The sequence below is a fragment of the Candidatus Poriferisodalis sp. genome, assembly GCF_965203655.1.
In the GTDB taxonomy this organism is placed as follows: Bacteria; Actinomycetota; Acidimicrobiia; order Acidimicrobiales; family Poriferisodalaceae; genus Poriferisodalis.
In genome coordinates this window covers 244,360-264,129 of sequence record NZ_CBDBDD010000006.1, presented here as the reverse complement: position 1 = coordinate 264,129, position 19,770 = coordinate 244,360, and the positions used below count along the sequence as shown (strand labels likewise).

Annotated in this window: 21 protein-coding genes; 11 read left to right on the top strand and 10 right to left on the bottom strand. The window is 68.0% G+C overall.

From position 1 onward, the window contains the following. Window positions 1–43: 43 nt before the first annotated feature. Complete coding sequence (locus ACOGW9_RS07215) at window positions 44–1,204, bottom strand: glycosyltransferase family 4 protein (RefSeq protein ID WP_419909791.1); 1,161 nt, start codon at window positions 1,202–1,204, stop codon at window positions 44–46. A 154-nt stretch (window positions 1,205–1,358) separates the two neighbouring features. On the opposite strand from ACOGW9_RS07215, the gene ACOGW9_RS07210 reads away from it, so the two are divergent. Further along, window positions 1,359–2,357: a lysylphosphatidylglycerol synthase transmembrane domain-containing protein gene (locus tag ACOGW9_RS07210; protein ID WP_419909789.1), complete on the top strand. Its 999-nt coding sequence runs from the start codon at window positions 1,359–1,361 to the stop codon at window positions 2,355–2,357. 33 nt (window positions 2,358–2,390) lie between these two features. Beyond that, entirely contained in the window at window positions 2,391–3,719 is a 1,329-nt protein-coding gene (locus ACOGW9_RS07205) for a cytochrome P450 (RefSeq protein ID WP_419909787.1), read from the top strand. An 86-nt stretch (window positions 3,720–3,805) separates the two neighbouring features. Here the strand turns inward: ACOGW9_RS07205 and ACOGW9_RS07200 are convergent, their stop codons facing one another. Then, window positions 3,806–4,093, bottom strand: a complete 288-nt coding sequence (locus ACOGW9_RS07200; RefSeq protein ID WP_419909785.1) for a DUF1330 domain-containing protein — start codon at window positions 4,091–4,093, stop codon at window positions 3,806–3,808. A gap of 47 nt (window positions 4,094–4,140) precedes the next feature. Between ACOGW9_RS07200 and ACOGW9_RS07195 the strand changes: the two genes are divergently transcribed. Continuing rightward, on the top strand, window positions 4,141–4,749 hold the full coding sequence (locus ACOGW9_RS07195; RefSeq protein ID WP_419909783.1) for a pyridoxamine 5'-phosphate oxidase family protein: 609 nt from the start codon (window positions 4,141–4,143) through the stop codon (window positions 4,747–4,749). 69 nt (window positions 4,750–4,818) lie between these two features. On the opposite strand, the gene ACOGW9_RS07190 is transcribed toward ACOGW9_RS07195, so the two are convergent. Next, window positions 4,819–6,039: an aromatic ring-hydroxylating oxygenase subunit alpha gene (locus ACOGW9_RS07190; RefSeq protein ID WP_419909781.1), complete on the bottom strand. Its 1,221-nt coding sequence runs from the start codon at window positions 6,037–6,039 to the stop codon at window positions 4,819–4,821. 47 nt (window positions 6,040–6,086) lie between these two features. On the opposite strand from ACOGW9_RS07190, the gene ACOGW9_RS07185 reads away from it, so the two are divergent. Beyond that, the gene (locus ACOGW9_RS07185) at window positions 6,087–6,569 is read left to right on the top strand and encodes a VOC family protein (protein WP_419909779.1); all 483 of its coding nucleotides are present in this window, start codon (window positions 6,087–6,089) and stop codon (window positions 6,567–6,569) included. A gap of 4 nt (window positions 6,570–6,573) precedes the next feature. Here ACOGW9_RS07185 and ACOGW9_RS07180 read toward each other — a convergent pair whose 3' ends face one another. Next, on the bottom strand, window positions 6,574–8,211 hold the full coding sequence (locus tag ACOGW9_RS07180; RefSeq protein ID WP_419909777.1) for an aromatic ring-hydroxylating oxygenase subunit alpha: 1,638 nt from the start codon (window positions 8,209–8,211) through the stop codon (window positions 6,574–6,576). A 56-nt stretch (window positions 8,212–8,267) separates the two neighbouring features. Between ACOGW9_RS07180 and ACOGW9_RS07175 the strand changes: the two genes are divergently transcribed. Further along, window positions 8,268–9,548 (top strand): NAD(P)/FAD-dependent oxidoreductase, encoded by a 1,281-nt coding sequence (locus ACOGW9_RS07175; protein ID WP_419909775.1) that lies wholly within the window; start codon window positions 8,268–8,270, stop codon window positions 9,546–9,548. A gap of 40 nt (window positions 9,549–9,588) precedes the next feature. Next, the gene (locus ACOGW9_RS07170; protein WP_419909773.1) at window positions 9,589–10,434 is read left to right on the top strand and encodes a bifunctional 5,10-methylenetetrahydrofolate dehydrogenase/5,10-methenyltetrahydrofolate cyclohydrolase; all 846 of its coding nucleotides are present in this window, start codon (window positions 9,589–9,591) and stop codon (window positions 10,432–10,434) included. A gap of 21 nt (window positions 10,435–10,455) precedes the next feature. On the opposite strand, the gene ACOGW9_RS07165 is transcribed toward ACOGW9_RS07170, so the two are convergent. Both ACOGW9_RS07165 and ACOGW9_RS07160 read right to left on the bottom strand, forming a co-directional pair. Then, window positions 10,456–10,728 (bottom strand): hypothetical protein, encoded by a 273-nt coding sequence (locus ACOGW9_RS07165; protein ID WP_419909771.1) that lies wholly within the window; start codon window positions 10,726–10,728, stop codon window positions 10,456–10,458. Beyond that, window positions 10,725–11,831, bottom strand: a complete 1,107-nt coding sequence (locus ACOGW9_RS07160) for an aromatic ring-hydroxylating oxygenase subunit alpha (RefSeq protein WP_419909769.1) — start codon at window positions 11,829–11,831, stop codon at window positions 10,725–10,727. Before ACOGW9_RS07160 ends, ACOGW9_RS07165 begins: the two co-directional genes overlap by 4 nt. A gap of 190 nt (window positions 11,832–12,021) precedes the next feature. On the opposite strand from ACOGW9_RS07160, the gene ACOGW9_RS07155 reads away from it, so the two are divergent. Continuing rightward, window positions 12,022–13,014, top strand: a complete 993-nt coding sequence (locus ACOGW9_RS07155; RefSeq protein ID WP_419909767.1) for a PaaX family transcriptional regulator C-terminal domain-containing protein — start codon at window positions 12,022–12,024, stop codon at window positions 13,012–13,014. 96 nt (window positions 13,015–13,110) lie between these two features. After that, complete coding sequence (locus tag ACOGW9_RS07150) at window positions 13,111–14,100, top strand: malate dehydrogenase (protein WP_419909765.1); 990 nt, start codon at window positions 13,111–13,113, stop codon at window positions 14,098–14,100. Window positions 14,101–14,112: 12 nt separating this feature from the next. Here the strand turns inward: ACOGW9_RS07150 and ACOGW9_RS07145 are convergent, their stop codons facing one another. The 4 genes from ACOGW9_RS07145 to ACOGW9_RS07130 all read right to left on the bottom strand — a co-directional run bounded on the left by ACOGW9_RS07145 (window position 14,113) and on the right by ACOGW9_RS07130 (window position 15,611). Next, on the bottom strand, window positions 14,113–14,514 hold the full coding sequence (locus ACOGW9_RS07145) for a type II toxin-antitoxin system VapC family toxin (protein ID WP_419909763.1): 402 nt from the start codon (window positions 14,512–14,514) through the stop codon (window positions 14,113–14,115). Further along, window positions 14,495–14,743 (bottom strand): FitA-like ribbon-helix-helix domain-containing protein, encoded by a 249-nt coding sequence (locus ACOGW9_RS07140; protein ID WP_419909761.1) that lies wholly within the window; start codon window positions 14,741–14,743, stop codon window positions 14,495–14,497. The genes ACOGW9_RS07145 and ACOGW9_RS07140 overlap by 20 nt, the downstream gene beginning before the upstream one ends. Window positions 14,744–14,933: 190 nt before the next feature. Further along, window positions 14,934–15,392 carry a hypothetical protein gene (locus ACOGW9_RS07135; protein WP_419909759.1) on the bottom strand — a complete coding sequence of 153 codons (459 nt, stop codon included), beginning with the start codon at window positions 15,390–15,392 and terminating at the stop codon, window positions 14,934–14,936. A gap of 15 nt (window positions 15,393–15,407) precedes the next feature. After that, complete coding sequence (locus ACOGW9_RS07130) at window positions 15,408–15,611, bottom strand: hypothetical protein (RefSeq protein WP_419909757.1); 204 nt, start codon at window positions 15,609–15,611, stop codon at window positions 15,408–15,410. 343 nt (window positions 15,612–15,954) lie between these two features. On the opposite strand from ACOGW9_RS07130, the gene ACOGW9_RS07125 reads away from it, so the two are divergent. From ACOGW9_RS07125 to ACOGW9_RS07115, 3 genes are all read left to right on the top strand, one after another. Beyond that, window positions 15,955–17,040 (top strand): DUF917 domain-containing protein, encoded by a 1,086-nt coding sequence (locus ACOGW9_RS07125; RefSeq protein WP_419909755.1) that lies wholly within the window; start codon window positions 15,955–15,957, stop codon window positions 17,038–17,040. 65 nt (window positions 17,041–17,105) lie between these two features. After that, the gene (locus ACOGW9_RS07120; RefSeq protein WP_419909753.1) at window positions 17,106–18,710 is read left to right on the top strand and encodes a hydantoinase/oxoprolinase N-terminal domain-containing protein; all 1,605 of its coding nucleotides are present in this window, start codon (window positions 17,106–17,108) and stop codon (window positions 18,708–18,710) included. Beyond that, window positions 18,707–19,765, top strand: a complete 1,059-nt coding sequence (locus ACOGW9_RS07115) for a dipeptidase (RefSeq protein ID WP_419909752.1) — start codon at window positions 18,707–18,709, stop codon at window positions 19,763–19,765. The genes ACOGW9_RS07120 and ACOGW9_RS07115 overlap by 4 nt, the downstream gene beginning before the upstream one ends. Window positions 19,766–19,770 lie beyond the last annotated feature (5 nt).

Here is a 19,770-nt window from a genome sequence, read left to right as displayed (position 1 = left end):
AGCTTGGGCCCCGTGTATTCCGGAGTTGCGTACTCGATACGTGTCAGTTCTGACTGAGTTCGGCGTAGATCTCTAGCAGTGCTGCGGCATGGGCCTCGGGGCCGAACGGTGCCGGCGCTGCAGCGTTTGATGCAGCCGAAGTGGAGAAGTCTGACCGCAGGGCCTTGGTGAGCGCTGCCGACAGCACTTCGGCGTTGTCGGGCGGGACCAGGCAGCCGTTCACGCCGTCGGTGATGAGGCTGGGTGCAGCGCCCACGGCGGTGGCGACCACGGGTCGGCCTGCAGCGAGCGCCTCGGCGGTGATCATGCCGAAGCCCTCGCGCCGGCTGGGCACGCACACCAGGCGGGCTCGCCGGTACCACTCGCCGACCTCGCCGGGTGCAACGGCTCCGGCGAAGGTCGCGTTCACGCCGCGCCGCAGCGCCAGCGCCTCGAGCCGGCTGCGATCGGGTCCATCGCCCACGATGACGACGTCTGGTCGCTGGGTCGCATCCATCAGCGCGACAGCCTCGATCAGCACATCGAAGCCCTTCTCGGCCATGAGACGGCCGACGGCGACGACGGGCCCGTCGGCCGGAGTCGGTGTGACTGGCCCGAGCCGGTCGACACCCACCGGCATCGACACAACCTGCAGCCGCCGACCGCGTCGCTGCGCCAGCGACGACGCCCAGTCACTCAGCTCCTCGGATACCGTGACCACGGCAGCCGCACGGCGCAAGACCCGCCGCCCCAACCACCGGTGGATGGCGTTCGTGGTGACGGCGGCGTCCGAACCGTGGATGTGCGCCACGCTGGCCGTCCTCCGTCCGGCAAGGGCTGCGGCAGCAACGGCCACCAGCCCGCAGGGAAACCACCAGTGGCCATGGATCACTGCTTCGTCACCGGTACGGCGACGTGCGTGACGGGCTGCGGCCAAGGTGAGCCGGGCGATCATCGGGACGACCCACAGCGCCGACAGTCCAGAGAACACCCGGTAGCTCTCACCGAGCGCCACCCGCGCTTCCACGCTCGCCGGAGCGAACCGCACCCGGCGCACCTCCACGCCACCGACCTCGTGACGGCTCGGCGCATCCGGATGAGCGGGGCACACCACCGTCACTTGGGCACCGGCACCGGCCAACGCCCGTGCGTGATCAGCCAGGAACGGCTTGTGATGATCGTCCAGCGACGTCGGAAACCCAGGAGTGACCAGCACCACTCGCACATGCCCAGTCTCGCAATGTTGCGGCTGCGTGCCGCCCGAGGGGGCTCCGGGTGGCTCTCGACAGCCCCGGTACGCTCGGCGGGATGCTGGCTGGGCACCAGATGTGCCGGGTGCGCCGGACATGCCAGACGCTCAGCAGCGCGGGCGTGCAGTCGTGACGGGGTCGGACGGCGGTTTCGGCGAACGGCAGCGATCAGGCACCGCCGTGAGGTGGGCGCTGGGGTTGGCGACTGCGGCGATGATCGTCTGGCTTGCCGTCCGGTACTGGGACGACCTGCGCCAGATCGACCTTCAGGTGGATGCCGTCGGGCTGCTGGCCGCAGTCATCGTGTCGATGACTGCCACGTGGTGCCTGGCGCTCGGCTGGCGGGAGCTCATCGGCGGTTATGGCACGCCGCTGGCGCACGGCCCGGCGCTGCGCATCTGGATGCTGTCCCAGGCAACGCGCTACCTGCCGACCGGGCTGGCACCGGTCGTCGCCCGAGCCGGCCTGGCTGCCCCGTTAGGCGTGAATCGGGCCGCCGCCGGGGCATCGGTGATAGTCGAGACCGCCACGCTGGTCGGCTGGTCGGCCGTGTTCGCCGCGTTGTGGGCGCCAGCCGACTGGCTGGGCACCGCTGGGGGCTGGCTCGCCCGCGTCGTGATCGGCGTGAGCGCGGCGACCGGCCTGGTGACGCTGCCATGGACGTTGGCCGGCGCCGGCAGGTGGTGGCGCCGCATCGATGGGCTGATGCGGCGAGCGGCGGTGCTGCGATGGCTCTCAGGACGGGTTCCTCCCGATGCGCTCAGCGCCGAACGGCCAGCCGTCTGGCGAGCGGCGTTCATCTACGGACTGGCAGTGGCACAGCGCCTCATGGCCGCGGCAGTGCTGGCCGCTGCGCTGCTTGCCGCCGGCGTTGATGACATCTGGCTGATCGCCGGTGCCACCGCCGCCGGCATCGTCGTCGGCATGGTCGGCATCACGCCGGCGGGGCTGGGCGTGCGCGAGGTCGTGGTTGCGGCCCTGCTGGCCGAGCGCTTCGGAGTCGGCGACGCAGCGGCATTCGCGATTGCGGTGCGTGTGCTCGAGTTCGCCCACGAACTGGTGCTGCTCCCGCTCGCCACGGCGGCCGGACGACGCAAACCAGCCTCCACCGACGACGGTGTCGGCTGAGCGAACGGGCGTCGGGGGCGGCAGGCTGTAGCGGTGCCGCAACGGGACCTGAGCTCCGCAGACACGAGCGAGGCGCCTGACGTCGACCTGGAGGACTTCGGGCTGTTCGACCCCGCAATCCAGCAGTGCCCGCATGCCTACTACGCCAAGATGCAGCAGGAGGCTCCGGTCTTTGCGGCTGCCACGCCGGGCGCAGAGCTGTACCTGATCACCCGCTACGACGATGTCGTCGAAGTGGTCCGCGACACCGACACGTTCTCCTCGCAGTTCGACACCAGCAGCCACATGAGCAGCGAGCTGGCGAAGCGCATGGCCGACCTGTACCGCAGCGAAGGCGGCTACCCGCCCGTGCGCACCATGCTGACCGCCGATCCGCCGGCGCACACCCGCTTCCGGCGCCTGATCAGCAAGGCGTTCACACCCAAGGTCATCTCCGATCTCGAGCCGACGATCCGCGACATCACCACCGGGCTGATCGACGCGATGCTGGCCGCAACGGCTGACGGCTCATCGCTCGATTTCGTGGAGGCGTTCGCCGTGCCGCTGCCGGTCACGGTGATCGCGAAGGCGCTGAACGTTCCCGATGACCGGCTCGCCGACTTCAAGCGCTGGAGCGATGCCTCCATCGCCGGCATCGGCACCAACATCAGCATCGAAGAGCGGCTCGACGCCGAACGCGAGGTGATCGAATTCCAGAAGTACTTCGCCCACCAACTTGAGAACCGCGAGACATCACCGCAGGACGACCTGCTGACGAACCTGCTCAGCGCCCGGATCGACCGGGACACCGACGGCATCTACGACACCGAGGCTGATCACCTGACGATGGCCGAGATGCTGAGCATCATCCAGCAACTCTTGGTTGCCGGCAACGAGACCACGACGAAGATGCTCACCGAGATGATGCGCCTGCTGGGCGAGCATCCCGGCGAGTGGCAGCACTTGCGTGAGGATCCCGAGCGCGCCCGATCGATCATCGAGGAGACACTGCGAATATCGACGCCGGTCCAAGGCATGTTCAGAGTGGTGCGCCATGACACGACCGTCGCGGGGGTCGACATCCCCGCCGGTGCCCGAGTGGTGGCGATGTACTCGGCCGCGAATCGTGACTCAAGCGTGTTCGACGAGCCGGAGTCGTTCTGCCCCGAGCGTGACGGGGCCACCGATCACCTGGCGTTCGGCCGGGGCATCCACTACTGCGTCGGGGCGGCCCTGGCACGGCTTGAGGGCAAGGTGGCCCTCGAAGAGCTGGCCCGTCGACTGTCGTCGTTCGAGCTGGACCCCGCCAACACGTTCGAGTACCACCCCAGCTTCATGCTGCGGGGGCTCAAGCGGCTCGACGTGAACCTGACGGCCACCTAGCGGCATCCCCGGTTCAGCCTTCGGCAGTGGCTCTGGGGCTGCGCCGGGAAGGGCGCCGCGCGTGTCTCGGAGGGAAGAGGGTCGCCTCAGCCCATGCCGTCGGCAAGCACCGCCCGGCCGTTCGCGGTCGCGCCGAGACGGATGCCCACGACGGCCTGGTAGTCGTCCGACTCGTACGCGGCCCGGGCGGCCTCCATCGTCGGATATTCGATGACGACCGTCTGTGCTCCGGCGTCGCCTTCCTTGATGACCGACGCCGGGTCGAGCACGAGGAGCTTGCCGCCGCCGGCCATGATGGGCGCGGCGCCGCGCTGGTATTCCTTGTACTTGTCCGGGTCGACGACGTCGTAGTTCGCAATGAGATACGCAGGCATCCGCCCGGTCTAGCAGGCCATGCAGTTCGTCGCCGGGTGTCACTACGGTGAGCGAGAGCGCGAAGCACACGAGCCGACCGGCGCTGCCGCCGGTCGCCACCGACGCTGCCGAACGGAGTCACGCCATGGCTGAGCAATCGTCGGAAGCCCATCCCGAGGAGAACTACGAAGACGTCACGGTGTACGACCTCGACGCCGATGTCGAGGAAGAGCTGCTGATGGCGCACAACGAGTGCACCTTCATCTGGGCGAACCGCGAGGGCTGGCCCGTCGGCGTGATCATGTCGTATGTCTGGCGCGATGGCCGCTTCTGGCTGACGGCATCAAGCCAGCGGGCGCGCATCAGCGCCGTGCGACGTGATCCGCGGGTGTGCGTCGTGGTCACCAGCACGGGCTCGCCGATGCCGCGCAACAAGGCGATCACATGGAAGGGCACCTGCACCGTGCACGACGACGCCGAGACGAAGGCTTGGTTCTACCCGGCCCTCGCCGAGGCGCTCTGGCCCCGCAACGAAGCAGGCCAAGCCGCGTTCGTCTCGTTCCTCGACTCGCCCCGGCGGGTGATCCTCGAGGTGGAGCCGATGCAGCGCATCGGCTACGACGGCTCGAAGATGGCCAAGGCCACGGCCGACTGGCTCGCCACGCGCAGCGACTGAGCCACGCGCGAGCTGCCGCTGACTGGACTGTCGCTTCCAGCTAGCGCTGACTGTGTTTGGTGCTTCCAGCTAGCGCTGGAAGGACACCTCAGCACCAACAAAGAGCTGGGTGAAGTCGTCGTCGGTCTCTGCGGCCACGAGGCGATCTACCCAGCCGTGGAAGCGCTGACCGCCGGCCTCGTTGCGACCGAAGAAGAACTCGGTCTTGGCCCCGGTCTTCACGGCCCGCTGGATGCGGTTGCCGTTGTAGTAGTCCTCGTCGCGCACGACATGCAGCAGGAAGGCCTTCTGAGCTTCGATCAGCCCTTCGAGCTGCTCGAAGAGCTCGAATGTGGCGAGGAAGTGCTGGACCGTGCGAGACGTGTCGGGCGTGTCGCCGGGGAACAGCGTCGAGATCATGTACATCCGCCCGCCGCCAGGCACCTCGTCGGCGCCCACTTGGAAGCCGGCGACCGAGGTGTGCGGGAAGATCGTCCACACGCCGTCGGTCAGCAGGTCGGCGGGCCAGTCGTCTTCGGGGAGGCTGTCGAGCGCCAGGAACCGGCGGTCGGGTGAGGTCACCCGCTGGTGCGGACCCCACGCGTCGTAGATGGCCTTGTTGGAGTAGCCGGGTCCGAACGATTCGCGGTGCAGGATCGGCAGGTGATAGAAGTCGAGATAGCCGTCGTAGGCCACCTTCCAGTTCGGACCGTCGACGGCCTGGCTGCCCACGTAGGCACAGCTCGCGAACTCGTGATGGGCCAGCATCTCGCCGTAGCCGCAGAGGTAGGCGTCGATGTCGAAGGGCGCCCCCGGCGTCAAGCCGCCGAAGACAATGCCGGCTCGCTCGGCGACGGGCAGCGGCGTGAGGCCATGGCAGTCCGGGTCGAGGTCGCCGAATTCGTCTCGGTCGAGGATTCCGACCAGCCGACCCTCGCTGTCGTAGCTCCACGCGTGGTACGGGCAGGTGAAGCGGCGGGCCGTGCCGGTTCCCTCGGCGACGACGATCGAGCCGCGGTGGCTGCACATGTTCACGAACGCGCGCATCTGGCCGTCGGCGCCCCGTGACAGCAGGACAGGCACGCCTGCGACCTCCAGCGCCTTGTAGTTGCCGGGCTCGGGCAGCTCGCAGGTGAAGCCCAGCGCCAGGGGAGTGCGCTTGAACACCCGGGCCATCTCGAGTTGCCAGCGATCGGGGTCGTAGTAGTTGGATGCCGGCACCCGGCCGATGTCGCCGGCCAGCGGCACCGTTCCCGCGCGGGCGTGCGCGAGCGTCCTGCGTGTGAGTTCGACAAGCGTCTCGCGGCTCATCCTGACACCCCCTGCGCGAGTATGGCTGCTCTCGGGAGGACTGTCCGATGATCGACTACCAGCGGCTCTTCCACACGGGGATCCGGGTGCCAGACCTGGATGCGGCGATGGCAGAGATGGGCGAGACGCTGGGCGTGAGCTGGGCGTCGGTGCAGCACAACGCGGCGCAGCAGGTGTGGACGCCGCAGCAGGGCCTGCAATCAGTCGAGCTGACCTTCACCTACTCGTGTGAAGGGCCGCAGCATCTTGAGTTGCTGGCTGGCCAACCAGGCACTATCTGGGACGGCTTGGACGAGCCCGGGGTCCATCACGTGGGCGTGTGGGTCGACGACGTGGCTGCGGAAACCGAGCGCTGCCTGCAGGCTGGCTGGCACGTTGCCGCAGCGGCCGCGCCGCCCGACGACGGCTACGGCGTGTTCGCCTACGTCGTGCCCCCGAGCGGGCCGATCGTCGAGCTGGTCTGGTCGGCGATCGAACAGCGCTTCGAGTCGTGGTGGTCAGGCGGAAGGCTCGGCAGCGAGCGCGACTGAAAGCTCAGCCAGGGCTGCCGTTCTCTCGCGTGCCCACGCCCACGGCGCTTTCCGATGCAACAGCCACCGCACCCGTCGAACGGTCGATTCGCGGCCCCAACCCGTCGAAGTACAGCTCGTAGAAGTGCCGGATCTTGGTTTCCTGGTAGGAGGCGAAGATCACCTCCTGCTGCTCCTGGGCTCGCAGGCCCTGCTGCACCAGCGGCAGGTTGAGCGAATCCTGCTGGAAGATCTTGGACAGCGGCCCCAGCTCGGGCGCCAGCGTCCAGTCGTCGTCGAAGCCGAGGTGACGCACCTGCGCCGGTGCCGGTCGATCGGCCGGATCGGGCGGGGCCAGCGGGAACAGCATCACCTCGAAGATGCACTCCTGGGGGTTGTCGCCGTTCGGCCGGAACCGGTACATGATCGGGTTGAAGCAGCCCCACGGCGACCAGTTCGGGAACACCGAGAAGAAGATCGAGTCGATCAGCTCCGCGTCGCTGACGGCCTCGACGTCGACGGCGTCACCCACCTGCCGTTGCACCTGGGCCCGCTTGCGGTCCGCCAGCCAGCCCCGCACATTGGTCACCTCCGGCGGGGGATGAGGCGTCATCAGCGGCATCTCCTCCAGGCCCGGCGGCAGCGGGCCGCCGATCCACTTGCACAGGTGCGGGTCGGCCTGGGTCTGCGCACCGTCGATGTGGTTGCCGTGCTCGTCGAAGGTGCTGACGTTGCCGTCCAGGTCGGTGACGGCCACCTGCCCGTCGTCATTGCGCTCGTAGATATGGCCGCTCATCGGATGCCGCCAGCGGCCGTACTCCTTGCCGTCGTCGATGCGCTCCCAGCGGGGCTGCCCGTCGAGATGCGGGCTGGGCACGCCGGTGGCGGTCATCGCACGGCTGTAGTTGCCGAAGGTGTCGTAGCGGCTGTTGGCGTCGCCGAGGGATTCCATCAGCGTGGGATGGGTCGCCACCACGTGGTAGCTCTCCATGAAGGCCTCCTGGCAGGTCTTCCAGTTCATCGGCATGAGCTTGGAGACGTGCGCCGCCTTGTACCGGCGCTCGAACGGCACGAATTCGAAGTGGTCGGCTAAGTCGCCTAGGTAGTCGGCCAGTGGCGCGGCGTTCCGGTCGGGGTTGATGAACACGAAGCCGTGCCAGGTGTCGACCAGGGCTTCGGGCAGCCCGTAGTCGGCCATGTCCACATCGGGAAAGTCCCACTGGCAGGGGATCTCCCGCAGCGAGCCGTTGAGCTCCCAGCACCAGCCGTGGAACGGGCAGCGGAGGCTGGATGCGCCCCGCCCGTGGTGCTCGCGCAGCTTGCGGCCCCGGTGCAGGCAGGCGTTGCGGTAGGCCTTGATCTGGTCGGGGGCGGTGCGGACGATCAGGAACGACAGGTGCGCGATGTCGTAGACGTGGTAGTCGCCGACCTCGGGAATCTCTTCCTCCAAGCAAGCGAGCTGCCACACGCGGCTCCACAGCCGCTCGACTTCAAGGTCGTGGACGTCCTGCGCGTAGTACACCCGGGCCGGCAACCGCGTGTTGCCCGGCAGGTGTTCGCCGACTCGCCGCAGAACGTCCGACACCGGGTGCGTGTCGTTGTCGAACAGCTCGTCGTAGCTGATCCCAGCCGAGCGGTCGGTGCCCGTCAGCGTTTCGGTCATGGCAAGAACGTAGCGACCGGTGAGCGATCCGCAGTCGGCGGCGGCAGGCTGTAGCGGTGCCGCACCGGGACATGATCGTGATCGGGGCTGGTCCCGCCGGTGCGGCGGCGGCCATGCGTGCTGCGGGCGCCGGCATCAAGGTGACGGCGTTCGAGAAGGCTCCTGCGGGGCGCGACAAGGTCTGCGGGGACGGCCTGACGCCGCGGGCGGTGGCCGCGCTGGACGAGCTGGGAGTGTCGCTGGACGAAGCGCACCGCATTGCGGGGCTGCGGATGATCGCCGGACGGCGCGTGCGCGAGCTGGACTGGCCCGCCAACGGCCAGTTCGGCCCCTACGGAGCGGTGTGGCCCCGCCGCCGCCTGGACAGCGCGCTGTGCGACGGCGCGGCTGACGCCGGGGCCGAGCTGTGCTTCGGCACCGAGGCGCTGCCGATCATCGAAGACGGCCGGGCAGTAGGCGTGACTGCCGCGGGCGAACGCTGGACTGCCGACTTGGTGGTGCTGGCCGCCGGTGCCCAGGGCCAGGCCGCCCGGATGCTGGGTGCCCTGCGCGATCCCGACGAGCCGTTCGGCCTGGCCATCCGCACCTATGCCGAGACGCCCCGCCACGCCGAGGAGTACCTCGAAGCCTGCCTGACGCTGCGTGATGCCGAGGGCACCGCGGTGCCCGGATACGGGTGGCTGTTCCCCGCCGGCGACGGCACGGTCAACATCGGCGTCGGGGCGCTCAACACCATGAAGGGCTTCGCCAACCTGAACCTGAACCGGCTCTGCGACAGCTACCGCGACCTGGTGGCCGAGAGCTGGCAGCTCGGCCCGTACCTCGAACGGCCCCGGGCGTGGCGCCTGCCCATGAGCGCCACCAAGCGCCACGGCCCCGGCTGGGTGGCCATCGGCGACGCAGCAGGGCTGATCAACCCGATGAACGGCGAGGGCATCGACTACGGCCTCGAGACCGGGATATTGGTTGCCGACCTGTTCTCAGAGGACCCGCCCGCGGTTGCCGACACCTACGACCGCATCGTCGCCGAGAAGTTCGACGCCTTCCTGCGGACGGGTCGGCGGTTCTCGTTCCTCATCGGCCACCCCCGCATCCTGCGAGCAGGCCTGCGACTGGCAGTCGGCACCGACGCCATCGCCCGCCTCACCCTGCAAGTGATGGGCAACCTCATCGACAACGAGACCCCTGGCACTGCGGGCCGGGTGCTCGGCGTCGCCGACCGCGCCCTCGCCGCAGCCTCGCCCACCCTGCGCAAGCTGCACCAGCGCCGCACCGCCCGCACTCCCGTCTCGCGCAGGGCTGCCTCGGCCGGGCCCGCTCCGACCGACAACGCCTGACGGCAAGCGTCCGGGCGCAGCGCCACTACGGTGGCAGCCCGTGACTGCGGTGCTATTGGACGGCCAAGCGCTGGCCGAACAGATCAAGGACGACCTGCGAGCACGGATCGAAGCCGAGGGTCTGCAACCGGGACTCGGCACGATCCTCGTCGGCGACGACCCGGCATCGCACAGCTACGTGGGGGCGAAGATCCGCGACTGCGGCGAGGTGAGCATCTCCTCGATCCACGAGGAGCTCCCTGCCGACATCACCCAGGCCGAGCTGGACGCGGTCATCGAGCGCTTCAATAACGACCCCGCGGTGCACGCGTACATCGTCCAGCTGCCCCTGCCCCGCCAGCTCGACGAGGAAGCGGCGCTGCTGGCCATCGATCCCGACAAGGACGCCGACGGCCTGCACCCGGTCAACCTGGGCAGGCTCGTGATGGGCGTGGACGGCCCGCTGCCGTGCACACCGCGGGGCATCCAGGTGATGCTCGAGCACTACGGCGTGCCGGTGGAAGGACGCCACGTGGTGGTGGTGGGCCGCGGCCTCACGATCGGCCGCCCGATGGCGCTGCTGATGGCGCTGAAGCGGCCGGTGGCGAATGCGGCGGTGACCGTCGTGCACACCGGCGTGGCGGATCTGGGCGCCTATACCCGCGAAGCCGACATCGTGATCGCGGCCGCCGGCGTGCCCGGCCTGATCACGCCCGACATGGTGAAGCCCGGCGCCGCCGTCGTCGGCGGGGGCATCACCCGCGAGGGCCGCAAGATCCTGTCCGACGTGGACGAATCAGTCGGCGAGGTGGCCGGCTGGGTGACTCCCCGCCTCGGCGGCGTCGGCCCGATGACCCGCGCCATGCTGCTGGCCAACACCGTCGACGCCGCCGCTGCAACCGGCTAAGTCAGCGTGGCGAGGCGCTCGTCATCCGTCGGGATAGAGCAGCCACAGCAACGACAGCGCCACCCAGGAAGCGACGATCAGCCAATAGGTGATCGGGTCGCCTCGCCGAGTGACGCGCTGTATGAAGCTGCTCTCGCCCGTGATGATGTCGTAGGCGGCCCAGCCCAAGAACAGCACCGACCACATCCAGTACTGCCCGGAGAACGTCAGCACCCAAAGGGCGACGAGCCCGGCCCACGTCATCCAAGGACGCCGGAGGCGGGTCAGTGGTGGATCGTCCCAGCTCTGGATCATCGGTTCTCTCCTGTGTCGGGGGCCGTGTGCACGGCCGGCGGCTCGACGCCGTTGAGGCGCCAGTTGAGGTAGTGCCCGAAATCGGCAACGACCCGTTCGATGGGAACGAGCGGTCCGGGAGCGAATTCGCCGATCGCACCACGCTGTCCTCGCTCGCAGATCGCTTTGTCTTCCGGCAGGAAGTCGGGCAGTCCGTATGCGGCGCCGCTCACCTGGCGGCTGAACCAGCTCGCGATCCGGCTGCGAGGGCGGGTGCTCGATGCCGTGCCCCAGGCAGCGCCGGTTCTCACGGCGCATCGTTCGGCATCGATGGGGTGGACGGCCTGCCACAGAAAGGCGCCCGAGTTGAACACGCCGACAAACCCGGGCGGGAGGCTGATCAGCAGGTAGTCGTCGCCGGAGGAGGTCGCGCCGCCCGTGGCAGTCGCCCGAGCCGAACCGGTGATGTAGTAGGCCCCTTTAGTCGGCGAGAACGGCTCGAGGGTCTGGGGATGCACCCGGAACAGGTGGTAGCTCTCCATCGCGTTGAGAATCGCGAGCTTCCAGTTGCAGGCCCATTCCTGCGTTTCTTGCTGATCGGACCGGTGTGCCATGGCGTCGAGGCCGTGTGCGGCGACGTGAGGCTCCACCGCGGCGAACCGCTCGGCAAGCGGCTCAGCATCGGGGTTCAGGCTGACGAAGATCAGGCCATGCCACGACTCCACCCGGTAGGTCGGCAGGCAGTGCGCCGGCTTGTCGACGGCATCGCGTGGCGCGTGCGGCACCGACAGCAGCCGCCCGCCGTCGTCGTAGGTCCATGCGTGGTACGGACACTGGATCCGCTTGGTGTTGGACGGCCGGTCGACCAGCAGCGTGCCTCGATGGGCGCACAAGTTCGACAGCGCAGCGAGATCGCCGTTCTGCTGGCGGAGGAGCAGCACCGGCTGCCGGCCGATGATCACCGGCAACTGGTCGCCGGGATTGGGCACGGCATCGGCGGTGGTGACGAACACCCAGTCGCTGTGCCAGATCGCATCCAGCTCCGAGGCAAAGATCATCGGGTCACGAAAGGCGACATTGGGCAGTGCCGAATCGGGGTCGAACACCATCTGGCCGAGGCTCATGCGAGCAGCATAGGCCAAATGCCGCATTAAATCAACGGCCGTTGATAATCTACGGCATAAGAGCAGGAGGCTGAGCCGTATGGCGAAGCCGTGGCCCGAGCGGCCCGTGAGCGCAGCGAACATGAGCGGGTATCAAGAGGTCACGCGAGGGCAAGTTCCGCCTGTCCGCGCACGTCTTCAGGAGTCAGCATTGAGCGATCACGCAGCGGGGGAGCAGATCACGCTCCCGACCCGCGCGCTGGTGCTGTCGACGGTCGGTACTGACGGCGCACTGCACGCCGAGCCGATCTTCGTCATGTCGGCCTTGCTCGGCCACAGCGACAAGGCGGTGCGTGACTGCCTGGCTCGGCTTGCCGGGGAGGGGTTGCTCGTCCGCGATGCTGGGCGGGGCCGCGGCGCCAGCTACCGGGTGACTGCTGCGGGCCGTGCGGCCATCGAGAGCGACATCGGGTGGGCCGCCTACGCGCACCGCGTCGATGCAGGTCTCGAACCGTGGGACCGATCGTGGTATCTCACGGCCTTCGAGGTGCCCGAGCGGCGTCGAGCCGCACGCGATGCACTGCGTCGCTTGCTCATCGAGCTCGGTGCCGCACCGATCCAGTCGGGGCTGTACGTGCATCCGCACGATCTCTTCGATCTGGTGTCCCAGCTCGCCGAGCATCTCGAGGTGCCTGACGCGGTGCGCAGCTTTGTCACTCCGTCGATCCGCACAGGACTTCCCGCGGCTCAGGGCGGCGAGCCCTCAGACGACGATCCGGCGGAGTTCGCGGGACGTATCTGGCCCCTCGATGAGCTTGCCAATCGCTACGACGTTCTCGAACGCAGGCTCGCATCGATCGAAGCGGATGCCGACCGTCTCGGCGGCGAACAGCTCGCCGCTGTCATGTTCGCTGCCGCAGCAGAAACGGAGGCAGTCCATCGCGACGACCCGCTGCTGCCGGCCGAGGTGTTGCCCGACGACTGGGCGGGAAGCCGGGCGCGGCAAGCGTTCATGGCTGCCCACGCCGCGGTGAGCGCTCACAGCGAGCTCTACCGCAATTCGCACTCGATGTCGTCATTCGTCGCCGAGATCCTCCGGTCGCTCGACGAGACCTCCGAGCAGTTCTGGCAGCGCTGGTGGCCCAGGTTCCTCGATGCCTACCGGGCCAAGCTTCCTCCGGCCGCTACCGGCGAGACCCGCTGAAGCTGACAGCCTCAGCGGGGTGCAGAAGGAAGGTTGCTGCGCTAGAAACGCACGCGGCCGGGGCGGGTGCCCGGCGCATCGAACCAGGAGAGCGCAGTGAACGATCCCGTACGCGTTGCGGTGACTGGTGCAGCGGGCCAGATCGGCTACAGCCTGCTGTTCCGGATCGCTTCGGGGGCCATGCTCGGCCCCGACCAGCCCGTTGAGCTGCGGATGCTGGAGATCCCCCCGGCGATGGGCGCGCTCGACGGCGTGATGATGGAACTCGACGACTGCGCCTTCCCGCTGCTTGCGTCCCGCACCGGCACGTCCGACCCCAACGAAGCCTTCGAGGGTGCCGACTACGCGCTGCTGGTGGGCTCGATGCCCCGCAAGGCCGGCATGGAGCGCAGCGATCTGCTCGAGGCCAACGGCGGCATCTTCACAGTGCAGGGCAAGGCGCTCAGCGATTCGGCCAACCCCTCGGTGCGGGTGCTGGTAGTGGGCAACCCGGCCAACACCAACTGCCTGATTGCCATGCGTAATGCGCCCGGCATCGCCGACGGGCAGTTCACCGCCATGACCCGGCTCGACCACAACCGGGCCGTCGCCCAGCTCGCCGCCAAGGCAGGCGTGTCGGTGAACGACGTGACCCGCATGACCATCTGGGGCAACCACTCCGCCACCCAGTACCCCGACATCTTCCACGCCGAGGTCGGCGGCCACAACGCAGCGGCCTTGGTCGACGACCAAGCGTGGCTGGAGGACGACTTCATCCCCACCGTGCAGCAGCGCGGCGCCGCGATCATCAACGCCCGCGGCGCCTCCTCGGCAGCCTCGGCCGCGTCGGCCGCGGTGGATCACATGCGGGATTGGTCCTCGGACACGCCCGGCGGCGACTGGGTGTCGATGGGCATTCCGTCCACCGGCGACTACGGCGCCCCCGAGGGCATCATCACCTCGTACCCGGTCACCGTCTCGGGCGGCCAATACCACGTCGTGACCGGCCTCGACCTCGACGACTTCAGCCGCGCCCGCATCGAAGCCTCCTGGGCCGAACTGGTCGAAGAGCGCGACACCGTCGGAGGAATGGGCCTCCTCGGCTGACCCGACCGCCGTTCAGCTCAGCTGGATGTGATGAACGGCAATCCCAAGATTCGGTGCGCGGGTGAGTCTGCCGTCGGCCGTGAGCAGCGGTGCACCCCTGGTGACAGCTACGGCGACATACATGGCGTCGTAGGCCGTGACGTTGTCGCGGTAGCGCCATGCCGTCCGTGTCAGGAAGCGATGTGAGACACGCTCGATAGGAAACGCGGCGAGGTTGTCGAGCAGCGCCTCGGCGCGCGCTACGGAGATGGCTTCGTTGGCCACGAAGCGGCGCATCGCCGAGACGACTTCGGCATCGAACAGCTCGGGCGCAGCCAACGAACATTCCGCGATCGTGTCCGCAAACACGAGTCCTGCAGGAGTGCGCAGCAGGTACTCAATCGCAGCGGACGAGTCAACTACGTAGGTGTCCAAAGAGTTCCTCATCTCGCTCGCGACGCACTTCGTCGAGGGTGGCGACGACGTCGATTTCGATGTCCAGCGGAGGAATCGACTCCCATCGTTCTTGCCATTCGGACCACTCGAGTTCGCGCTTGAGGGCCTGCAGCACGACTGCGCTCATCGAACAGTTGCGCTGCTGTGCGCAGCGCTGCAGCCGCTCATGGAGTTCATCGGGCACGTTCCGCACTTGAAGATTCGCCATTGCATGAATCTAGCATGAAATATTCATGCACTATGCCTGACACCTCGTCTGAAAAAGCAGAGAAAGTAATGAAATTCATACCTGGAGCATCACACGCGCCGCCATGCAGCACCAAGTCGATTTCGTGAGGCTCGCCGACTTGGGATTCAGCGCCTGCGGTGGGCCGGCGCGTTTCGGCGGCGATGCCTGGTCAGAGGTGGACGCTGCGAATTGGGATTGCGTGTGTGCGAGCGGCGTCTTGGAGGGGTTCGTTGTCGTTGCCTTGGGCGCAGCAGATCTCCGCACCAAGAACGCGAGCGGCAGCCAGGGCTTCGAGCGAGAGCAAGTTGAGGCGCGCACCGTCACGCACGATTTCGCCCATCGGCCAGCCGAGGGTGCGAAGCGACATCAGCTCGATCGATTCCGGCAGCTCGATGACGGTCGCGATGACGTCGACCGCGATTTCGGGCGACACGCCTCCGAGCCGGCGCGACATCGACCCGACAACGTCTTGAGCGGCGAGCGCACGGCAAAGCCGGTGGTACCACAGCCCGGTTGTGGCGATGATGCCGCCACGGGGCCGAAGCTCTCGTGGCTCCTCGCCGAGCAGCAGGCTCAGCAGGATGTGGTCGTCCACGAGAACGACATCGTTCACGGACGACTCGGGCATAGGGGAGCCACAGGCTCAAGCGAGATCAGGCTCGCTGGCAGCGACCCGACGCGCGAGCGACCGGTAGCCGCCGGCGTCCTCGAGGGCCTCGCTGAGCATTGCCCGCAATCCGCCGCGGCCTGCGGGCACCACCACCAGCACCGTGCCGAGATCGGCGATCTCGACTGCGCCGCCGTCAGCGATTCCCCAGCGGCGGCGTGTCTCAGCCGGCAGCGCCATCTGGCCTCTCTCGGAAACTCGATAGTGCGCAAGGGCCATAGTCTTAGTTTACAAGGTAACCATGTCGATCTACAAGGCTGACCAAGCGCGCTGTTTGGCTCCCAATGCCGGTGGGGTCGAACGGTTCCGAGAGATTTCATTCGGCGAGTGTGATGCGTGCGATGACCACGGGCGCAATCGTTTTCGGGAAGCGTCCCACCGGTCGTGCCCAGACGTCGACGTGCGTAGGGCAGAGTGCGTGGTTGGGTGAGCTTGGGGTTGCGATGTGCCCATCGATGGCCGGCGCAGCGGCCACCTACATTCGCTGGCCAGGCGGTCGAGCCGTCCCGGCGGAAGGATGTGCGTGAGAGAACTGACCCTCGACGACATCGACGACCTGGCGCTCGGAGCAACGCTGCTCGGCACCGGCGGCGGGGGAGACCCCTACGTCGGCAAGCTGCTGGTCTCCCAAGCCATCGCCGACCACGGACCCGCCCGTGTCGTGAGCGCCGACGAGCTCCCCGACGACGGCCTGGTGCTGACCACCGCCATCATCGGCGCGCCGACGGTCATCTTGGAGAAGATCCCCGCCGGCACCGAGTTCCGGTCGGGCATCCAGGCACTGGCTGCCTACCTCGGCGAGGACCCGGTGGCGCTCATGCCGATCGAAGTCGGCGGCGTCAACACCCTCGTGCCGATCGCCACCGCCGTCGAGATGGGCCTGCCGGTCGTCGACGCCGACGGCATGCGTCGAGCATTCCCCCAGATCGAGATGACCGTCTTCACCCTGCACGACCTGCCCGCCGGCCCGCTGTCGATCGCGGACGAGAAGGGCAACATGTGCGTGTTCGAGGCGAACACCAACCAGATCGCCGAGTCGCTCGCCCGCGCTGCCGTCATCCAGCTCGGCCTCGCCGACGCAATCAGCTGCTACCCGATGAAGGTGGCCGACGTACGGCGAGCCGGCATCGCAGGCTCGATGAGCTACTGCACCGAGGTCGGCAAGCGGCTCGCCCAGGTAAAGCGGGGTGCCGAAGGAGCGTGGGACGAACTCCTCGACTACACCGATGCGGCCCACGTCTTCAGCGGCAAGGTGATCGACATCGACCGCCGGACCACCGAAGGCTTCGCCCGCGGCACGGTGGTGCTTGAGCACCTCGACGATCTCGGCCGGACGATGCGCGTCGAGATACAGAACGAGAACCTTGTTGCGTTCGAAGACGGCGACGCGGTCGTCACCGTGCCCGACTTGCTCTGCCTGCTCGACTACGAGTCGGCCGATCCGATCACCACCGAGGGACTGGCCTACGGGCAACGCCTCAATGTGCTGGCCATGCCGTGCGCACCCGAGTGGCACCGCGACGGGATGCTGGACCTCGTGGGGCCCAGGGCCTTCGGATACGACATCGACTACGTCGACTTCCGGGAGCGCACGCGATGCGGAGGCTGAGCCGAACGGCGAAGCCGGGGCCCGAGCGGCCCGTGAGCGCAGCGAACAAGAGCGGGAGACAATAGGTGACTCAGCGAGAAGATCCTTCGATCCGCGTTTCCTCGAAGGACCTGCGGCTTGGCGTCGACGTCGGGGGAACGAACACGGATGCCGTCGTGGTGGACGGCAACGGCCACATCATCGTCGAGACGAAGACTGCGACCACTCCGGATCCCATCGACGGCATCATCGATGCGATCACCACAGTCATCGACCAGATCGACGACACCTCCCGGCTGGGCAAGGCCATGCTGGGTACGACGCACCCGACCAACGCCATCATCCGGCGCCGCGACCTGGACCGGGTGGGCGTGCTCCGGCTGGCGGCACCCTCATCGCTGGGCGTACGGCCCAGCGCCAACTGGCCCGATGACTTGCGGGATCTGGTCATCGGGCGCAGCCAGATCATCGAGGGCGGCTTCGAGTACGACGGAACGCCGATCGCACCCCTCGACGAAGACGCCATCCGCCGGTTCGCCGGCGAGTGCGCGGGCGACGTCTCTGCAGTTGCGGTGTCGTGCGCATTCAGCCCGGCCTGCACCGACCATGAACTGCAAGCCGCTGCGATCATCGAAGCCGAATGCGGAGCCGATCTGCCGGTCTCGCTGAGCCACACGGTCGGATCGCTGGGCCTGCTCGAGCGTGAGAACGCCACGATCCTCAATGCATCGCTGCTGACGGTCGCGAGGCGGGTGGTGAACGGCTTCCGTGACACGCTCGCCGACCTCGGACTCGACGTCGAGAGCTTCCTGACCCAGAACGACGGGACGCTGATGACGGTAGAGGAGGCAGATCGCTACCCAGTGCTCACCGTCGGCTCAGGCCCGACGAACTCGATGCGCGGCGCGTGCGCGCTGGCGGGACTGACCGATGCGCTCGTGATCGATGTCGGCGGCACCTCGGCAGACATCGGCATCCTGGTCAACGGCTTCCCCCGTGAGTCCACTGCCGCGGTGGAGGTCGGCGGCGTGCGCACCAACTTCCGCATGCCCGACCTGATCTCGGTGGGTCTCGGCGGCGGCACCATCGTGCGCCACGACGGCGAGGCTGACGGCGCGGGCGTGACGGTCGGTCCGGACTCGGTGGGCTACCGGGTCATCAGCGATGCGATGTGCATGGGCGGTCCCACGCTGACGCTGTCCGATGTGTCGCTGGCCGTGGGACGGCTGGACGGGTTCGGCGATCCGTCGCTGCTGCGCGGCGTCGAGAACGAGATCTGCGAGGCGGCGATCACTTGGGTCGACGAGCGGATCGGGGTGCTGGGCGAGCGGATGAAGGCATCCAGCACACCGCTGCCGCTGATGGCCGTGGGAGGCGGCGCCCACCTGGTCCCGGCGGAGCTGTCTGGTTTCAGCGAGGTCATCTGGCCGCCGCATCACTCGGTGGCGAACGCGTTCGGCGCGGCCATCGCCGAAGCCGCGGGATCGATCGACAAGGTGTACAGCTACGACGCCACCAGCCGCGAGGACTGCCTGCGCAGCGCCCGGGAGGAAGCAACAGACGCCGCCATCCGCGCCGGTGCCAACGCCGGCGAGGTGCGGATCACGAGCGTCGTGGAGATCCCGATGACGTACGTGCCGGGCGGCGGGTGCCGGGTCATCGTCAAGGCGGTCGGGCCGCTCGCCGCGTGAGCCACGCCGGGGTCCGCGTCGCCGACGCTCACAACGACCTGCTGCTCGCGGTCCTGCATCAACGAGAACGCGGCCGTTCCGACCCCTTCGGGGACTACTGGCTGCCGCAGCTGCGCTCCGGCGGTGTGGACCTGCAGTTCCTGCCGATCTTCACCGAGGACCAGCACGTCGGCGAGGGCGCCTTGCGGCGCGCCTTGCTGCTGCTCGAAGAAGCTCGACGCATCGCTCACGTCCACGCTGCCGATGTCGCCATCGTCGAGACCCCGTCTGATCTCGAACAGGCGCTGGAATCCAACCGGATCGGGCTGCTGCTTGCCCTCGAGGGCTCCGAGCCGCTCGGCGCTGATCTCGAGCTGCTCGAGACGTTCTTCCGGCTCGGCGTGCGCAGCATGTCGATGACGTGGAACCGTCGCACGATGATGGCTGACGGCGTCGGCGAGGCCGCCACCGGTGCTGGGCTGACCAGCCTCGGCGCCGATGCTGTGGCCGAAATGGAACGGCTCGGGATCATCGTCGACGTGAGCCATCTCTCGGCGGCCGGCGTGGCCCACGTGTCCGAAATTGCGACCCGTCCCTTCGTGGCGACCCATTCGTCGTGCCAGGCGCTGTGCGGCCACCCGCGCAATCTCAGCGACGAGCAGATGCGCCAGATCGCAGCTGCCGGCGGCGTCATCGGTATCAACGCGTTCGGCGGCTTCCTCGCTGATGAACAGCCTGCGCTGGCCGACTATGTGGCGCACATCGCCCATGCGCTCGAAGTTGCGGGTGACGGGGCGGTTGGTCTGGGTCCCGATTTCATCGACGATCTCCTGCACACGATCGACCCGATCCTGGGCGCAGGCCTCGTCGATCCTGACCGCCTGCCGCTGGTGGACGAGCTGCGCTCGCCGGCCGATCTGGCGCCGCTCGTCGAGCTGCTGGTGGCGAAACTCGGCCCCGAGATCGCGTGCCGTGTCGCGGGCGACAACTGGATCGACTTCGTCCTGGCCAATCTGCCGTCCCGCCGACCGCAAGAGGTCGCGGAGAATAGAGCTGCCGGGGCCGCCGACGCCTAGGAGCC